General features: G+C 71.1%; 17 protein-coding genes. 8 read left to right on the top strand and 9 right to left on the bottom strand.

Annotated elements, in window-relative coordinates; all coding sequences use genetic code 11:
• The first annotated feature begins 40 nt into the window (after positions 1-40).
• Complete coding sequence (locus tag AC3EO4_RS27715) at positions 41-976, top strand: LysR family transcriptional regulator (RefSeq protein ID WP_379580488.1); 936 nt, start codon at positions 41-43, stop codon at positions 974-976.
• 200 nt (positions 977-1,176) lie between these two features.
• On the opposite strand, the gene AC3EO4_RS27720 is transcribed toward AC3EO4_RS27715, so the two are convergent.
• Positions 1,177-2,055, bottom strand: coding sequence for a sigma-70 family RNA polymerase sigma factor (locus tag AC3EO4_RS27720; protein ID WP_431898512.1), 879 nt, complete (start codon positions 2,053-2,055; stop codon positions 1,177-1,179).
• A gap of 86 nt (positions 2,056-2,141) precedes the next feature.
• Here AC3EO4_RS27720 and AC3EO4_RS27725 point away from each other — a divergent pair, with 86 nt between their 5' ends.
• From AC3EO4_RS27725 to AC3EO4_RS27735, 3 genes are all read left to right on the top strand, one after another.
• Positions 2,142-2,591 carry a carboxymuconolactone decarboxylase family protein gene (locus AC3EO4_RS27725; RefSeq protein WP_379580490.1) on the top strand — a complete coding sequence of 150 codons (450 nt, stop codon included), beginning with the start codon at positions 2,142-2,144 and terminating at the stop codon, positions 2,589-2,591.
• A gap of 1,106 nt (positions 2,592-3,697) precedes the next feature.
• The gene (locus tag AC3EO4_RS27730; protein WP_379580492.1) at positions 3,698-3,925 is read left to right on the top strand and encodes a hypothetical protein; all 228 of its coding nucleotides are present in this window, start codon (positions 3,698-3,700) and stop codon (positions 3,923-3,925) included.
• Between the two features lie 103 nt (positions 3,926-4,028).
• Positions 4,029-4,958 carry a hypothetical protein gene (locus AC3EO4_RS27735; RefSeq protein WP_431898513.1) on the top strand — a complete coding sequence of 310 codons (930 nt, stop codon included), beginning with the start codon at positions 4,029-4,031 and terminating at the stop codon, positions 4,956-4,958.
• Positions 4,959-5,408: 450 nt separating this feature from the next.
• Here the strand turns inward: AC3EO4_RS27735 and AC3EO4_RS27740 are convergent, their stop codons facing one another.
• The gene (locus AC3EO4_RS27740; protein ID WP_431898514.1) at positions 5,409-5,885 is read right to left on the bottom strand and encodes a COG4315 family predicted lipoprotein; all 477 of its coding nucleotides are present in this window, start codon (positions 5,883-5,885) and stop codon (positions 5,409-5,411) included.
• Between the two features lie 31 nt (positions 5,886-5,916).
• Positions 5,917-6,381 (bottom strand): Lrp/AsnC family transcriptional regulator, encoded by a 465-nt coding sequence (locus AC3EO4_RS27745; RefSeq protein WP_431898515.1) that lies wholly within the window; start codon positions 6,379-6,381, stop codon positions 5,917-5,919.
• A gap of 93 nt (positions 6,382-6,474) precedes the next feature.
• Between AC3EO4_RS27745 and AC3EO4_RS27750 the strand changes: the two genes are divergently transcribed.
• Together AC3EO4_RS27750 and AC3EO4_RS27755 are read left to right on the top strand one after the other, a co-directional pair.
• Positions 6,475-7,335 (top strand): LLM class flavin-dependent oxidoreductase, encoded by an 861-nt coding sequence (locus AC3EO4_RS27750; protein WP_431898516.1) that lies wholly within the window; start codon positions 6,475-6,477, stop codon positions 7,333-7,335.
• Complete coding sequence (locus AC3EO4_RS27755) at positions 7,332-7,757, top strand: nucleoside deaminase (RefSeq protein ID WP_379580502.1); 426 nt, start codon at positions 7,332-7,334, stop codon at positions 7,755-7,757. Before AC3EO4_RS27750 ends, AC3EO4_RS27755 begins: the two co-directional genes overlap by 4 nt.
• A gap of 51 nt (positions 7,758-7,808) precedes the next feature.
• Here the strand turns inward: AC3EO4_RS27755 and AC3EO4_RS27760 are convergent, their stop codons facing one another.
• Both AC3EO4_RS27760 and AC3EO4_RS27765 read right to left on the bottom strand, forming a co-directional pair.
• Positions 7,809-8,645: a glycoside hydrolase family 16 protein gene (locus AC3EO4_RS27760; protein WP_431898517.1), complete on the bottom strand. Its 837-nt coding sequence runs from the start codon at positions 8,643-8,645 to the stop codon at positions 7,809-7,811.
• 194 nt (positions 8,646-8,839) lie between these two features.
• Complete coding sequence (locus AC3EO4_RS27765) at positions 8,840-8,995, bottom strand: hypothetical protein (RefSeq protein WP_431898518.1); 156 nt, start codon at positions 8,993-8,995, stop codon at positions 8,840-8,842.
• Here AC3EO4_RS27765 and AC3EO4_RS27770 point away from each other — a divergent pair.
• The gene (locus tag AC3EO4_RS27770; protein ID WP_379580508.1) at positions 8,994-9,155 is read left to right on the top strand and encodes a response regulator transcription factor; all 162 of its coding nucleotides are present in this window, start codon (positions 8,994-8,996) and stop codon (positions 9,153-9,155) included. The two genes, AC3EO4_RS27765 and AC3EO4_RS27770, sit on opposite strands and share 2 nt — an antisense overlap.
• A gap of 78 nt (positions 9,156-9,233) precedes the next feature.
• Here the strand turns inward: AC3EO4_RS27770 and AC3EO4_RS27775 are convergent, their stop codons facing one another.
• Positions 9,234-10,226: an ArsR/SmtB family transcription factor gene (locus AC3EO4_RS27775; protein ID WP_379580510.1), complete on the bottom strand. Its 993-nt coding sequence runs from the start codon at positions 10,224-10,226 to the stop codon at positions 9,234-9,236.
• 66 nt (positions 10,227-10,292) lie between these two features.
• Between AC3EO4_RS27775 and AC3EO4_RS27780 the strand changes: the two genes are divergently transcribed.
• On the top strand, positions 10,293-12,521 hold the full coding sequence (locus tag AC3EO4_RS27780) for an MFS transporter (RefSeq protein WP_431898519.1): 2,229 nt from the start codon (positions 10,293-10,295) through the stop codon (positions 12,519-12,521).
• Positions 12,522-12,552: 31 nt separating this feature from the next.
• Here AC3EO4_RS27780 and AC3EO4_RS27785 read toward each other — a convergent pair whose 3' ends face one another.
• From AC3EO4_RS27785 to AC3EO4_RS27795, 3 genes are all read right to left on the bottom strand, one after another.
• The gene (locus AC3EO4_RS27785) at positions 12,553-12,768 is read right to left on the bottom strand and encodes a hypothetical protein (protein ID WP_379580514.1); all 216 of its coding nucleotides are present in this window, start codon (positions 12,766-12,768) and stop codon (positions 12,553-12,555) included.
• Positions 12,769-12,832: 64 nt separating this feature from the next.
• On the bottom strand, positions 12,833-13,435 hold the full coding sequence (locus AC3EO4_RS27790) for a hypothetical protein (protein ID WP_379580516.1): 603 nt from the start codon (positions 13,433-13,435) through the stop codon (positions 12,833-12,835).
• Between the two features lie 175 nt (positions 13,436-13,610).
• Positions 13,611-14,333, bottom strand: coding sequence for a DUF4440 domain-containing protein (locus tag AC3EO4_RS27795; RefSeq protein ID WP_379580518.1), 723 nt, complete (start codon positions 14,331-14,333; stop codon positions 13,611-13,613).
• Positions 14,334-14,410 lie beyond the last annotated feature (77 nt).

Raw genomic sequence — 14,410 nt, forward strand, 5'->3', positions numbered from 1 at the left:
AAGCTGCACAACCGTGAGTCGTACGCTAAAGTCCGTTGATGTGGATCTCGATGCTGTGCGCACGTTCGTCGCCGTCGTAGACACCGGCCAGTTCCAGGAAGCCGCCGCAGATCTGTCGATCACCCAGCAGGCCGTCTCCAAGCGCATCGCCGGGCTGGAGAAGGACCTCGCCGTGCGGCTGTTCACCCGCACGGCGCGCGGGGCCCGGCTCACCATCGACGGGCAGGCGTTCCTGCCTCACGCGCGCGAGTTGCTGCGCGTCGCCGAGCGCGCGGTCGCGTCCGTGCTCCCCGGCAGCCGTCCACTGCGCGTCGACGTGATCGCCTCACGCAGCGCGGCCTCGGGCCTGATGCGCGGCTTCCACCGCGCGCACCCCGAGATCGAGCTCGACGTGGTGATGATGTTCGATATCGAGACGGCCGTCGCCGCCATTCGGTCCGGTGCGATCGACGCGTCCTTCCGCGCCGTCGCCGTGCCCGGCAGGCCCCTGCCCGAGGACATCGAGTCCGTCCGGGTGCTCGACGAGCCGCTCCAGCTCCTCACCGGGCCCGCTCACGCGCTGGCGGGCGCCCGGTCGGTGACCGTCGCCCAGCTCGCCGGGCACCGGATCTGGATGCCCGGCATCGTCCCCGGAACCGAATGGGCCGCCTACTACGACGATCTCGTCGCCGAGTTCGGCCTCACCATCGAGGCGACGGGCCCCAACTTCGGCTCCGACGCGCTCCTCGACACCATCGCCGACACCCAGGCCTTGGCCACTTTCATGGGCGAGCAGACCCGCCTGGTCTGGCCTGCCGGCCACGGCCTGCGCCGCATCCCGGTGACCGACCCGTCGCCCGTCTATCCGCACTCGCTCCTGTGGCGCCGCGACAACCCCCACCCCGCGCTGGCCACCCTCCGCGCCCACCTCGCCGCCACAGTGGCCGGCCACGACGCCGCCGGGAGCTGGACGCCGGGCTGGGTGATCCGGCACTGACCGCCGCCGCGTCTGCGATCACCGTGGCCGGATCGACCGACGGTGACGCCCTCTGCGGACGCAGCGAGAAGGCTGTTGCGGGATGCTCGCCTGCTGAGGCCGCGTCCGTGGTGAAGGTCGTGACATCCTGACGGATCACCGGCACGGCAGGCGAGCCGCTCGGCCAAGGGCTGTTCCGAGCCCTTCCGGTTCTCGGGCCGTCACGCCGGGTCCGGCAGGTCCATGAGCGTCAGTTTGGCTGGGTCGACCACGGCTGTGATGCCGGTGATCCGGCCGTCGAGGACGGTGAACGCGAGGACCGAGAGCGGAGTGCCGTCCTCGTCCCACGAGATGACGCCGGGGAGACCGTTGACGACGGCCGCTCGCCCCCGTGGTGCCGCGCCGGCGGCCAGTCGCGCGCCGGCGGCGACCTGGGTGGCGCCGAGGATGACGACCACGTCGGTGGGGGTGTCGACGGTCAACCGGACGTCGGGGTCGAGGACGCGCAGCAACCCCTCGAAGTCGCCGTCACGCGCTGCCGCCAGGAAGGCTTGGACCGCCACGCGCTGCTCCTGGCGGCCATCGGTCGGCCGTTCAGTGGCCCGCACCTTCCTGCGGGCGCGGCTGGCGAGCATCTTGGTGGCGTCGCCGGACTTGCCGAGGATCTTGCCGATCTCGTCGAACGGCACCGCGAACAGGTCGTGCAGCACGAAGGCCAGCCGTTCGCTGGGGCGGAGTGATTCGAGGACGACCAGGAGCGCGAGCCCGACCGTATCGGCCAGCGCCACCTCCTCGTCGGGAATCGGTCCGTCGTCGAGCGTCACCACGAACTCGGGCAGGCGGTCGTCATAGGACGCCTCAGGGTGGGCCTGGCGCGATCGAAGGACGTCCAGGCTGATCCGGCCGACCACTGTGGTCAGCCAGCCAGCGAGGTTGTCGATCGCCGCCGAGTTCTGGCGGGAGAGCCGCAGCCAAGCCTCCTGGACCGCATCCTCGGCGTCGGCGTGCGAGCCGAGCATCCGGTAGGCGACCGCGTGTAGCCGGTCGCGTTGGGCCTCGAACGCCTCGGTCATCGGGTTCACCGGGCTGGTTTCGGACACGCTGTTACCTTCCTTGGATCTGCTCCGTCATAGAGGATGACGGGCCCGGACGGGCCTGGGTAACCGATCATGATGGAGAAAGACAGATGCAGGCTCGTTTGACCAGCGCACCGAACCCCGATGTGTTCACGGCGATCAAGCACCTGAACAAGGCGATCGCCGCCGGTGGGGTTGACAGGCGGCTGCTGTCGCTTGTCCACCTGCGGGCCAGCCAGATCAACGGCTGCAGCCCCTGCGTTCACGCCTCGATCGATTCGGCGAAGAAGGCCGGGGAGGCCGACGAGCGGCTGCACACCGTGGCCGCTTGGCGCGAGGCGCCGTTCTTCACCGACGAGGAACGGGCGGCGCTCGCGCTGACCGAGGCCGCCACCCGAATCCAGGACGGCGCGCCCGGCGTGACCGACGAGATCTGGGACGCCGCCGCCGCCCACTACACCGATGCGCAACTGAGCGCGATCATCATGGAGATCGCGTTGACCAACTTCTACAACCGGATCAACCACGCGATCCGGGAACCGGCCGGCAAGACCTGGTGAGCGCAGCGTGACACGTGGATCCCGGCTGATCGTGGGGGAGCAGCCGGGATCGTCTATGGGATGCGCGTGCTGGAGTTGTCACCACCCCGGTCGGACATGAGATGCACGCCAACGGGACGGATCTGGCACGGATGGCGGACGCCCCCAACCGTTCCGCCGACATCGGGGCGGCGACCGCGGCCGAGTCGGGCGCTGCGTGACCTGAGCCGCTGTGGGAGTGGCGCGATCGACACCCATGACGCCTCACACGAAGATCGGCCACTCAAGAAATCTACTTTGTAAAGGCGCCTGGTGGGGCGGCCTTCGGCCGCCCTTCAATCAAGGACTAAAGACTCACTCCAACAAGCAGTGCGGCGCGCAGCCGCCTGGAAACGTGCCGGTTCTGGCGGGGACCGGATTCACTGTGGGCTTGTCGTCACGGTGCTGACCTGCGGCGATGGTGTGGCGGACAGGGGACAGACGCCCGAGGTCCTGGGCTCGATCGCCGCCCACGCGAGGATGTGCCCCTTGAGCGGGTCCTGTTCGAGACGATCTATGTGTGTGGGGCTCGGGGCGCCGAAGTCCTACGCCGCCCATCTCCGGTGGGAGGGCTACTGCGAAGCGGCCGGGGTCGAGATCGACATTCGCCAACTCCGCCATGCCCCCGTCACTGAGGTCATCGATCGCTGGAAACCATCCGCCGACGCCTCGGCCACGCCTCCACCGAAACCACCCAGCTCTACACACTCGCCGACACCGAGATCCGCGTCCAGACCGATGCTGACCAGCGGCTATGCGGCCCGTTTCTGCCGTCTTCGGGTGGCACCCTTTTCGGGCCGGGCGCTGGCGCATTATTCGGCTGTCTATGACGCGCATCGAGCTGCTCACGGGGCGTGGTCGGGGTGGTCGCCCATCCGTTGGGTGGGGTGGCTCCGAATGTGTTGCGAGGCCGGCGGTGGGCTTCATGGGCGGCCGCGGCGGTGGGCGGACTGGTGTCCGCCGCCGCGGCTCTGGCTTTCTGGCGCTGTCAGGGGGGTGGGGTTGGTGTGGGGTCCCAGCTGGAGCGGATGTCGGCCGCGACGTCGTGGAGTAGTGCGAGGAAGGCGGCGACGAGTGGTGTGAGTGTCGTGTCGGTGTTGCCGCAGTTCGTCGCGGCGGAGGGGCCGGTGTTCCTGTCGAGTGTTGTCCTGGGTGTGGTCTGGGCGTTGGTGAACGTCGCGTGGTATCTGTTGTTCACCTGGGCGGTGGAGTGTGGGCGGGTGTTGGTGTGGAGGCCTGTGGTCCATCGGTGGTTGCAGGTTGTCGCCGGTGGGGTGCTGCTGGTGCTCGGGGTGGCGGTGGCGGCGGGCGGCTGATCCGACGGCGCGCCGGTGGCGGCGGGTGCTACATCGGTGGGTGTAGGGCGGTCGCCTTCTCCGGGCGGATGTCTGGTGGGTGGTGTGCGGCCAGGCTGGTGTCATGTCCGGTTTTCAGCGCTTCGGGTATGGCGCGGCTGTGCTCCTGCTGGCCAGCAGCGCGTTTCATCTTCTTGTGTACGCCGTCGATGGGGGTGGGTGGGATGGTCCGGTGTCGTGGCGTAAGCCCATCCTGTTCGGTTTCGCCTTCGGTGTGACCCTGATCAGTCTGGTCTGGATCGCGGCGCGTTCAGGGCTCGGCCGGCGGCAGGGTGGGTGGCTGGTGGGCGCGCTGTCGGTGGCGAGCGTGTTGGAGACGGGTCTGATCGACCTGCAGCGCTGGCGTGGGGTGCCCTCGCATCTGAACTTCGGCACGCCGTTCGATGCGGCCGTCTCGGCGGCGCTGGCCGTGGTCGCGATCGTGGGGTTGATCCCGGCGATCGTCGTGGTGACGGTGCTGGCTTGGCGGCGTTTCGACGGTGCGCCCAGCATGCGGCTGGCGGTGCGTTCGGGGCTGGCGGTGCTGCTGTTGACTCTGGTGTCGGGGGCGGCGCTCATCGCCAACGGCCGGGCTATCGGGCTGCCGCCTCAGGCGAGGGATCTGTCGATCTTCGGGGTGGCCGGGCAGCTCAAGGTGCCGCATGCGGTGACGCTGCACGCGGTGCAGGTGTTGCCGGTGCTGGCGGGGGTGCTGGCGTTGTCGGCTTGGAGTGAGGTGGTCAGGGTGCGGCTGGTGGCTGTGGCGGCCTTGGGGTATGGCGGGGTGGTGCTGGTGAGCGTGCTGCAGGCGGCCGCGGGGTTGGCTCCGGCTGACCTGACGGTGGTCTCGGGTGTGGTGCTGGTGGTGAGCGTGGCGGCGTTGGCGGGTGCGGGGGTGGCGGCGGTCGGCAGGTTGTCGAGGAGGCGGGTGGTGGCGGCCGTTCGGGTTGCCTGGGCGCGGTTGAGCGGCGTGCCGGCCGGTGTTCGGGGTCTGCCCCGTCGCAGCCATAGGTAGGCGGCCAGCCCGAGCGAGGGCCGCAGCAGTGAGGGTAGGGCCGGCCATGGCATGGGTGGCGATTCGGATGCGGGCACGGTGACCGCGACGATGACGGTCGGGGGTGGTTGCCGTACCCTCCTTGACTTTGCCGTCGGTGACGTTCAGGCGGCGCATCGAGGGGAGTTCGCGCAGTCCTGCTTGGTGGTCGCTGACGACGACCATGCCTGCGCGCCGGGGGACCTCGTCGACGATCGAGGGGAGTTCGGCGCGGTGTCGGTGTCCAGGGCATCGTGTGGCGTCGGGTGGCGTGTGCTCTGGCCGGGTCTGCGGGGATGGGCGGTCGGTGGGGCTGGGGGTGTGGGGGCGTCGTCGTCCGTGGCGCGGCCGGGGTGCTCGCCTGGTCGTGCCTGTGGTGTCGTGGTGGAGCGGGCCTGCCGGGCCTCGGTCAGGGTTGAGGGGTGCCTGGCGTCAGTGGGCCTTGTGGCCTTGGGCGTTCACGGCGTACCACTCGGCGCCGAACTCCTTCTTGTCGTGGCCGGTGAGGTCACCTGGTTTCTTGTCGTCGTGGTAGTGGTACAGCGGCCAGCGGCCGTAGACGACCTGGGTGCCGCCGTCGGTGCGGTTGACGGTTGTGAGCAGGTCGGGTTTGGCGCCTTGCTCGGCCTTGGGGTCGCCCTTGGTCAGGTAGGGCGGCCATTCTTCGGCGCACTCGTCGTAGCACGCGGATGTGCCGTTCTTGTCCTTCTCGAACAGGTAGAGCGTCATGCCTTCGTCGTCGACCAGGATCTTGCCGATGCTGGACGAGGCGAGGTGGACCGTGGCCGGCGCGACGGGCGTCGCCATGGCTGGGTTGATCGCACCCTGTTCGGACGCGCGATGCTCGGCTGTGCCGCCACAACTCGTGATCATGAGGAAGGCGGCAGCCGGAGCCAGAAGTTTCCTCATGACATCACCACGTAAACGATCTTCTGGTCGTTCAGCGGGTGTCGGGGGTCAGGGGCGCCCGGGGGCCGCGGTAGGGCAGGGGCTGGCTGTAGACGAGGTTGGTGGTGGTGCTGCCGAACTCCGCCAGCTCGTTGACGAGGCGTTCGAGGTGGCTCATGGAGGTGGCGGCCACCTTGAGCAGGTAGCAGTCGTCGCCGGTGGTGCGCAGGCATTCCAGGATCTCGGCGCGTTCGCCGAGCAGTTGGTGCAGGGGTTCGTGCCGGTTGCCGGGGTATTTCAGGCGCACCACGGCGAGTACCGCGAAGCCCACGCTTTCCACGTCGACCTCGGCCCGGTAGCCGGTGATGACGCCGGCCGACTCCAGTCGTTTGACCCGTTCGGTCACCGCTGAGGCGCTGAGGCTGACGCGCCTGCCCAGTTCGGTCAGCGAGATCCGGCCGTCGCGCTGGAGTTCGGCCAGGATCACCCAGTCGGTCCCGTCCAGAGTCACGGTCATATGCCCACGATACCGATGAATCCACGGCGATTCGCTCCTTATGCCAGGAGGAATCCCTTCCGGTAGCGGCTATCTGGTTAATAGTCTGAATTGATGCAGATAGGCGTTAATGTTCCCAACTTTGGTCCGGGCACCGACCCGGCCACGCTCCGGCGGTGGGCGCAGATCGTGGAAGGGCTCGGGTTCGACCTGTTGCTGGTCTCCGACCACGTGGTGATCACACCGGACGTCGCCGAGCAGTACCCGGCCCCCTTCTATGAGCCGTTCACCACGCTCGCGTGGCTGTCGGGCATCACCAGCCGGGTCAGGCTCGGCACCACGGTGCTCATCGTTCCCTACCGCCATCCGCTGCTCATCGCGCGCATGGCCGCCAACCTCCACCAGCTCAGTGGCGGACGCCTCGTGCTGGGCGTGGCCTCAGGCTGGGCCCGCCAGGAGTTCGAGGCGCTCGACGTGCCGTTCGAGCGGCGCGGCAGGCTGACCGACGAGTACCTGGACGCCGTCAGGGCGGCATGGGAGAACAAGGGCGACTACGGGCCGGGGCCGATCCCGATCTGGGTGGGCGGCAACAGCGACGCGGGCATGCGCCGCGCGGTACGGCACGGCGCGGCGTGGCATCCGCTGCGTGTCACGTTGGCGTGGCTGCGTGAGGCGCTGGACCGGCTGAAGGCCATCGCCGACGAGGAAGGGGCGGCCGTGCCCGCCCTGATGCCGCGGATCGTGCTGCGGATGACCGACGAGCCGGTCACCGGCCCTGAACGGCGTGCCGGCGAGGGCACGATCGAGCAGATCGTCGACGACCTCGACCAGTTGCGCGCCATGGGCGTCGGCACCGTCGTGCTCGACCCGTTCGACACCGACCCCGACGACACCCTCCGCCCCGAGACGGCCTGGCGCGCGCTGGCCGCCGTCGCCGCCCGCACGACAACCCTTACAGGAAGGCAGCAACCGTGACCCCCGACGACGAGCGTCACCTTCGCAGGGCGATCGACCTGGCCGCCAGGTCGCGAGAGGGCGGCAACCCGCCGTTCGGCTCGCTGCTGGTCGGCCCGGACGGTGCCGTGCTGGCCGAAGACCACAACACCTCCGTCGCCGACTCCGACATCACCGCGCACCCGGAGCTGAAGCTGGCCCGGTGGGCGGCGCGCGAGCTGGATCCCGCCACGGCGGCGGCCACCACCATGTACACCAGCTGCCAGCCGTGCGGCATGTGCGGCGGCGCGATCGAACGGTCCGGGCTGGGCCGGGTGGTGTTCGCGCTGTCCAACGACCAGCTCGCCGGGCTCAAGCCCGGCGGCGGCTTCCCGCAGCCGCTGCTGGAGGGTCCCGCGCTGTACGACGAGGCTCGCACTCCCGTGGAGGGCTACTACACCTGAGCGTCCGCTCACGAGCGGGCCGGCACGCCGGTCCCGGCGCGCCGGTCCCGGTCAGGGCGCTCCGCCGGGACGGCCGGGCGGCCGGTAGCCCCTGACGTAGTCGATCGTGAACCGCTTGGGATAGGGGTGCCGCGCCGCCGGCGAGCCGTCCGCCTCGGGGAACTCGTAGATGTTCAGCATGAGCTGCATGGGGTAGCCGGGCGATTGGCGGATGGTCTTGACGTGCCGGCCGTCGACGAAGAAGGCGACGTGTTCGGGGGTCCATTCGGCGGCGTAGACGTGGAACTCCCGGGCGTCGACGGCGATGCGTTCCACCGCGAAGTCGTCGACGATCGCGGGGTCGCCGAAGGGGTGCAGGCCCATCCCGACGCCGGCGTGGTCGGCCGTGACGTCGCGGCCGAAGATCTCGCAGACGCAGATCTCCGCCGATCGCTCGGGCTCGTCCTCGTAGCCGATCATCCACAGTGCGACCATGGAGCGCGGGTCGTCGATCGCCTTGGCCCGCAGCTCGATCAGGCCGTACTGCGGGGTGTAGAGCCTGAGGTCGGGTTGCGCCTCGCGGACGATCGCGCCGCGCCCGTGCTGGCCGATGGAGCTTCCCACCGGCCCGGCGAACAGGCCCGTCTGCAGGGACGAGACGCGAAGCCCGCCCTCGAGGTCGGGCGCCCAGGGCGGCTGGTCCTCCTCGATCAGCAGGTGCAGGTGGCCGTCCTCGATCCTGTATCGGGCCGCGGATGTGGCACGGCTGCTCCATTGGGGCAGGTAGTAGGGGATCCAGCGGGTCTCGTCCAGGACGTCGCCGTCGAAGGTGTCCTCGAATTCGAGCTCGTAGCCGGCCTTGGTGACCGGGTCGGGCGCCTGCGGCCGGTTGACGGTGGGTTCCTGCACGATGCGCGCCTTTCGGGTCGAGCGGTCGGTCCTACAGCACCCATACTCCAACCCAGGCCCGGGCCGGCCGGCGACAGGGCGACCGCCGCTGTGCCCGGCGGCCTGCATTCCTGCCGGGCCGAGCACGGCGCGGTCTCGATCGACGGGAGGGCGCACCAGCCCGCCTGCGCGCCCTGTGACCGGTGACCGCGGGGTCAGGGGTTGTGGAAGGCGACCTCGGGGTCGGCCGGTGAAGGGCCGTCCAGCAGCGGCTGCTTCCTGCCTTTCAGGTGCAGGTCGAAGAAGGCGCCGACGTAGGCGCGGGTGATCTCCAGCGAGCGCTGCGGCGACAGGTCGCCGGGCGCTGACATGCCCGCCGCCTTCTACGCCGAGATCGCGGCCCACCTGCACATCAGTCCTGGCACCGCCAAGGCGCACGTGGCCAGCCTGCTCGCCAAGCTCGACGCCCGTGACCGGACACAGCTGGTCATCGTGGCCTACGACGCGGGCCTGGTGTCGCCGTCCGGCTGACCGGCCGGCCTCGTGCCGCGCCGGGCCCCTCGGGCCCCTCGGGCCGCCCGGGCCGCCCGGGCGGGCGGCGGTTCGCGGCTAGGTGGTGGGCGGCCCGCTCAGGGACTGCCCGAGAGGGGTCGTCACGTACAGGACGTGGCGCCCGGAACGCTCTCGCGCGATGAGCCCGCCGGCGCGCAGCACGCCCAGGTGTTGCGACACCGCGCTGGGTGTGACGCCGAACGCGCGGGCCAGGTCCGTGGTGGTCGCGGGGGAGCGCAGCGCCTGCAGCAGTTCGGCCCGCACGCGACCGAGCAGCCGCACAGCGCTGTCCTCGGGCGGCCGCGTGCCCGCCGTCCACAACGTCGCGAGGCCCCGCGCCGGGTATCGCACCGTGGTCTGCGTGGACGTGCTCTTCTTGATGAGTACGTAGGGGGAGCCGAGAGCGACGGGGATGAGCACCAGCCCGCCCGGGCCGCGGTTGACCGCGAGCTCGGCCGGCCAGCGCGCTTGCTTCAGCGTCAGCCGGCCCTCGCACCAGTGCAGATCGGGGTGCAGGCCGGTGAACACCCCTTCGGCGCCGCCCGCGGCCAGTTGCCTGGCGCGATACAGGACGTCCGCATCCAGGACGGCCCTGATGCGTGGCCAGTGCGGTGCGATGAGCCGCTCGTAGGCCGCGCGCAGTTCGGCGGCGATCGCGCGCAGTCCCGCCGCCGGACGCGCGGCGAGCGCGGCGGCGGTGTCAGGCGGGTGTTCGCCGAACACCCGCCGCAGGCTGGCCCGCACCTGACGGGCGCTCGTCCGCTGCAGGGCCGCCAGGTCGTCGTCGATGGAGGTGCCCGCGCCGAGCGGGGCCGGCACCAGGAACTCCGGCCAGCTCGGCCGGTCGTTCACGATCAGGGGCCAGGTGCGTGGCAGGTCGAGGGGGTCCTTGGCGAGGCTGTCCTCAGCCCATCGCAGCCACGGCAGGTTGATCGCCTGCCGGTCACGGCCGCCGAGCTGCTGCAGGCCGGACACCGTCTCGGACAGCGGCGAGGTCGCGAATCGCGTCGCCGCCAGCTCGGCCACACCGAGCTCGACCGTCAAAGCCATGAATCGATTGTGTAGGCATGAGCTACATGGTGTCGCCGCTGCCCGCGGCAGCGTGATGATCCCGGCATGACGCGAAGCGACGCCGAACCTCGCCTGCCCGGAGCCTACTGGCGGTTGTGGTGGGCGACAGGTGTCGGCACCGCCGGTGACGGGGCCTTCGCCGCGGCTGTTCCGCTGCTGGCCGTCACGCTCACGCGCGACCCCCGCCTCGTCGCGATGGTGTCCGCGGCGACGTATCTGCCCTGGCTGCTGTTGTCCCTGCCCGCCGGTGCGCTCGTCGACCGGTATGACCATGCCACCCTCATGTGGCGCTCGCAGGCGGTTCAGGCGGTGCTCGTCGGCTGCGTCGCGGTTCTCGCCGCGTTCGGCCACGTCGGCGTCCCGCTGCTCGCGGTGCTGGCCTTCGGGCTGGGTGCGTGCGCGGTCGTCTCCGGCAACGCGGCCCACGCGATCCTGCCGGACCTCGTCGCCAGGCCCCGGTTGCACGGGGCCAACGGCCATCAGCAGGCGGTGGCGACGATCGGGCAGCAGTTCCTGGGCCCGCCGGCCGGCAGCATGCTGTTCGGGCTCGCCGTGGCGCTGCCGTTCGGGATGAGCGCCGCCATGTCGGCCGTGTCCGCCGCGCTGCTGGCCACCCTTCCCAGGCACAGGCACACGCCCGGCAGCCTGCGTGTCGGGCGCCCGCCGATGCGCGCGGCGATCGCGGACGGCCTGCGCTCGCTGGTGCGGCACCGGCTGCTGCGCACCCTCGCGGTGCTGCTGGGGGTCAACACCTTCTGCGGTCAGCTCGGCAACGCCACGCTCGTCCTGCTGGCGACCGGAGCGCTGCACCTCGACGCGCGCGGCTACGGTCTGCTGCTGGCCGGCGCGGCGGTCGGCAGCCTGCTCGGCGCGCTGGTCAACGCGCGCGTGGTCAGGAGATTCGGCGCGCAGGCCGCGCTGTTGGCCGCGCTTGCCGCCAACGCCGTCGTCTTCGCCGGGATCGGGCTGAGCCCGAACGCGATCATGCTCGGCCTCCTGCTGGCCGCCGGGGGGTTCGTCACCACGCTCTGGAACATCGTGACCGTCACACTCCGGCAGCAGATCGTGCCGTCCCCGCTGCTGGGCCGGGTCAACAGCGTCTACAAGACGGTCGGCTGGGGGCTGATGCCGCTCGGGGCGCTGGCCGGCGGGCTGGTGGCCCACGCGTTCGGGTTGCGCGCGCCGTACCTCGTCGCGGGCGTGCTGCGCGGGGTCGCCCTGCTGGTCGCGACGCCGGTCCTGATCCGTGCCATGCGCGAGCGCGAGCCGTGGCCGGGCGAGCGGATCGACGGCGAGGCCGCATGCATCGGCGGCGAGGCCGCGTCCACGGCCGGCGAGGAGATGGTGAAGAAATCTCGCCGGAAAGCGATGAGTCCGCCTCGTGAAGGGAGTCCAAGTCCTCGACCGGACAGTGACCGCACCCACCAGGAGGACCCTGTGACGACCCCCGCCCCGACCGTTCCCGCCACCGCCCGGACCTTCGAGGTCCCCGGCGCGCGCCTGCACTACGAGGTGCGCGGCCACGGCCCTGCGGTGGTGCTGGTCGGCGCCCCGATGGGCGCCGACGCGTTCGCGCCGCTGGCCGGCCTGCTGGCCGCCGACCACACCGTGCTCACCACCGACCCGCGCGGCATCAACCGCAGCCCGCTCCAGGACCCCGAGCAGGACTCGACCCCGCAGCTGCGCGCCGACGACCTGTCCAGGCTGCTGGCCCACCTCGACCTCGGTCCTGCCGTGGTCCTGGGTTCCAGCGGCGGCGCCGTCACCGCGCTGGCCCTCGCGCAGGCCGACCCCGACCGCGTCCACACCGTCATCGCCCACGAGCCGCCGCTGGTCGAGCTGCTCGAGGACCGCGACAAGCTGCGCGCGGGGACCGAGGACCAGATCGCCACCTACCTGGCAGGCGACGTCATCGGGGCATGGACGAAGTTCATGGCGCAGGCCAACATCGTCATGCCGGAAGGGGCGATCGAGGCGATGTTCGGAGGCGAACGCGACCCGCGGCAGGTCGCCGACGAGCGGCGCTGGTTCGCCCACGAGCTGCTCGCGACCACCCGCTGGCAGCCCGACCTCGACGCCCTGCGCGCGGTCGGGACCCGCATCGTGGTCGGCATCGGCGAGGACTCGGCCGAGCAGCTCTGCGACCGCGCCTCCAGGGCGCTGGCAGGGGAGCTCGGCGTCGAGCCCACGCTGTTCCCCGGCGGGCACATCGGCTTCGTCGACGATCCCGGCCGGTTCGCCACCCGGCTGCGGGCGGTCCTGCTCGGGGGCTGAACGGCGGTTGGCGTCGGCGGGTGGGCGGGGGCTACGCGCTGGCCCTGGCCCGCCACCTGGCCAGGATCGCCGCGTCCTCGGCGTCCTCGTGCCACTGCTCGTCCTCGCCGACGGCGTAGGGCAGGTAGGCCTCGTAGTCCGGCGAGTCAGGGGTGATGTCGCGTGTCCCGTCGACCTGTGTGCCGTTGTCGAGGGTGGTGACGGTAGGGACGCGCAGCACGCCGCCCGGCAGCATGGTGACGCTCATCGCCTGCCCCTTCCGATCGCTCCTGTCCCTCAGCATAGCCAGGCGCGGTCGGGGGAGCGGGGCCTCAGCCCAATCGGTACCGCTCGCACAGCCATCGGTAGACCCGGTACGCGCTCGCCTCGTCACCGTCGAGCAGCCTGAGCAGCCGCGCGGCCCTGCGGGTGAGGACCGCGGCGAAGCACTCGGCGAACAGCTCGGTGACGTCCTGGCGGTAGGGCGGCTCCAGCCGGCTGCCGCGTAAGGCGTGCAGTACCACCCAGAACTCGCTCTGCGAGGCTCGTCCGTCCAGATCGTCGACCGCGTGGCCGAGCTCGTGACCGCAGACGCTGACCGACGGGGAGGGGACGCTGCCGACTCCGATGCGCCGCTGCCCGGGGTCGTAGACCCCGGCGGAGCGCTCCCACGAGCCGGCCTGAACCGGTAGCGGCCGGTCGCGCAGCGACTCGAAGCCGGGCAGGTCGGGAACGGCCCCCGTGCCGACCACGATGCCGCCGGTCAGGTGGTCGGCCAGCCTGGTGGCCAGCGCCCGCGGTACGGCCGACAGCGTCATGATCGCCAGGAGGGTGGGAGCCGGAGGGAAGGCGCCGGGGTCCCACGCGCGGGTGAGCCGCGCCTCGAGGGGGCCGACGTGAAGCCAGCCGGGGCGTCCTCTGCTGCGATCGGCCACGGGGCGCGTCGTCCTCCCGGCTGCGCGTCTCGGATCGCCCGCGGTCCGAACCGTCGGGGGACGGTGGCGGGCGACGTCATGATCGCAAGACTCTATCGTCGCCGCGGCGCCCTGTTCGTGCCGCGGGCCGTCGGCCTCGTTGCGCGAGGCCAGGTCCGGGCCGCGAGGGGTGGCCTCAGGCGCTCTCGAGCGGTAGTCCCGCTCCTGCCCAGTCCTCGATGCCGTCGGCGTACAGGCGCACGTTTCGGTAGCCGAGCCGCTTCAGCTCCGCGACCAGGGCGGGGCCCCGCTCGCATGCGGTGTCGGTCGAATAGGCCACGATCGGCGCGGACCGGTCCGGCAGCAGCTCGGCCGCCGAGCGCGAGGCGTCCTCCGCGGTGAGGTTCAGGGCGCCGGGCAGGTGCCTTCGCCGGTACACCGGAGCGGGCAGGGCGTCGACGACGGTGACGCTCTCGCCCTTGATCGCCGCCTGGAGCTCCTCTCGGGAGGCGGGGCCGGCTTGGCGGGCGAAGGGCGGGGGAGCGGAGGGGGACTGCAGCGGGCCGCTGAGCTGGATGTTGGCGATGACCCAGCGGTCGTCCTGCCGCACGGCGAGCAGGGTCAGCCGGAAGGAGTCGTCGACCTGGCGCCCCATGACGGAGGTGCGCTGCTCCTGGACGCCGCCCACGATCGCGCTGTCGCCGTGCAGGCGCACGTGCGGCTCGCGTATCTCGAAGTGGTGATTCGTCAGATCGCCGCGGTGGCGGCCGGCCCACTGGTGTTTGTCCAGGACGAACCCGACGGGTCCGATGCCGGTGAAGTCCGCGCTGAGGAGGTCGTCGAAGGCGTCGGCGTCGCCGTGGAGTTCGGCGCCGGCCCACCGGTGGAGGAGGTCGAGGACCTGCTGCTGGCTGCTCATGTCATCCGTCCCTTCCTAAGTGGGGAAAATTTCCCCACTTAACTGTGGCACGGGGCCGGCGACCGCACAAGCGTAAG

It is taken from the genome of Nonomuraea sp. bgisy101, assembly GCF_057708945.1.

Coding starts and splice junctions, on each gene's coding strand:
- AC3EO4_RS27795 (WP_379580518.1), bottom strand. CDS start 14,333: ATGAGCAGCCAGCAGCAGGTCCTCGACCTCCTCCACCGGTGGGCCGGC.
- AC3EO4_RS27775 (WP_379580510.1), bottom strand. CDS start 10,226: ATGGCTTTGACGGTCGAGCTCGGTGTGGCCGAGCTGGCGGCGACGCGA.
- AC3EO4_RS27785 (WP_379580514.1), bottom strand. CDS start 12,768: ATGAGCGTCACCATGCTGCCGGGCGGCGTGCTGCGCGTCCCTACCGTC.
- AC3EO4_RS27765 (WP_431898518.1), bottom strand. CDS start 8,995: ATGTCAGCGCCCGGCGACCTGTCGCCGCAGCGCTCGCTGGAGATCACC.
- AC3EO4_RS27740 (WP_431898514.1), bottom strand. CDS start 5,885: ATGAGGAAACTTCTGGCTCCGGCTGCCGCCTTCCTCATGATCACGAGT.
- AC3EO4_RS27750 (WP_431898516.1), top strand. CDS start 6,475: ATGCAGATAGGCGTTAATGTTCCCAACTTTGGTCCGGGCACCGACCCG.
- AC3EO4_RS27770 (WP_379580508.1), top strand. CDS start 8,994: ATGCCCGCCGCCTTCTACGCCGAGATCGCGGCCCACCTGCACATCAGT.
- AC3EO4_RS27725 (WP_379580490.1), top strand. CDS start 2,142: ATGCAGGCTCGTTTGACCAGCGCACCGAACCCCGATGTGTTCACGGCG.
- AC3EO4_RS27780 (WP_431898519.1), top strand. CDS start 10,293: ATGACGCGAAGCGACGCCGAACCTCGCCTGCCCGGAGCCTACTGGCGG.
- AC3EO4_RS27735 (WP_431898513.1), top strand. CDS start 4,029: ATGTCCGGTTTTCAGCGCTTCGGGTATGGCGCGGCTGTGCTCCTGCTG.
- AC3EO4_RS27745 (WP_431898515.1), bottom strand. CDS start 6,381: ATGACCGTGACTCTGGACGGGACCGACTGGGTGATCCTGGCCGAACTC.